The 361-nt window shown below is 48.5% G+C and carries 1 protein-coding gene; it reads right to left on the bottom strand.

Features of this window, described 5'->3' with window-relative positions; translation table 11 throughout:
- A partial coding sequence (locus tag E1189_RS24250) for a hypothetical protein (protein ID WP_230459812.1) occupies positions 1 to 361 on the bottom strand: 361 nt, incomplete at both ends.

The raw sequence follows: 361 nt of genomic DNA, 5'->3' as shown, positions 1-361 counted from the left end.
TGGCTACCGTCCTCACCCTCTCGTGTACCATTATCCTGCAGAGAAAGAGATTGAAGGGGTAAGCTACATTCATTGGCAACCCCCTCTCTTATGACAGGAATTGCACCTGCAGATTGAGATTCCCGATCCCTGCCTGGAGGAGTGACAACTTTTTCAGCAAAACGGGCAAAGGCTGGAATATTCTCCGCAGCTTCCTGCCCTTCATACCAGAGGACACCATTTATATCTCTAAACAAGCGACTGGACAGTGTCCGGGCATAGGCCTCAGATATCATAACGTTGTAAAATGGTAATTCGCTAAGTATCTCTGGCTTCTGGGGAACATTTACCGACAGCTGTGGGCAAAATCCCCCATACTCAC

Origin of the sequence: Parendozoicomonas verongulae (genome assembly GCF_009711465.1) — a bacterium.
Lineage (GTDB): Bacteria > Pseudomonadota > Gammaproteobacteria > Pseudomonadales > Endozoicomonadaceae > Sansalvadorimonas > Sansalvadorimonas verongulae.
Note: the sequence above shows the minus strand (reverse complement) of the source record. Positions and strands in the feature narration are given on the sequence as shown.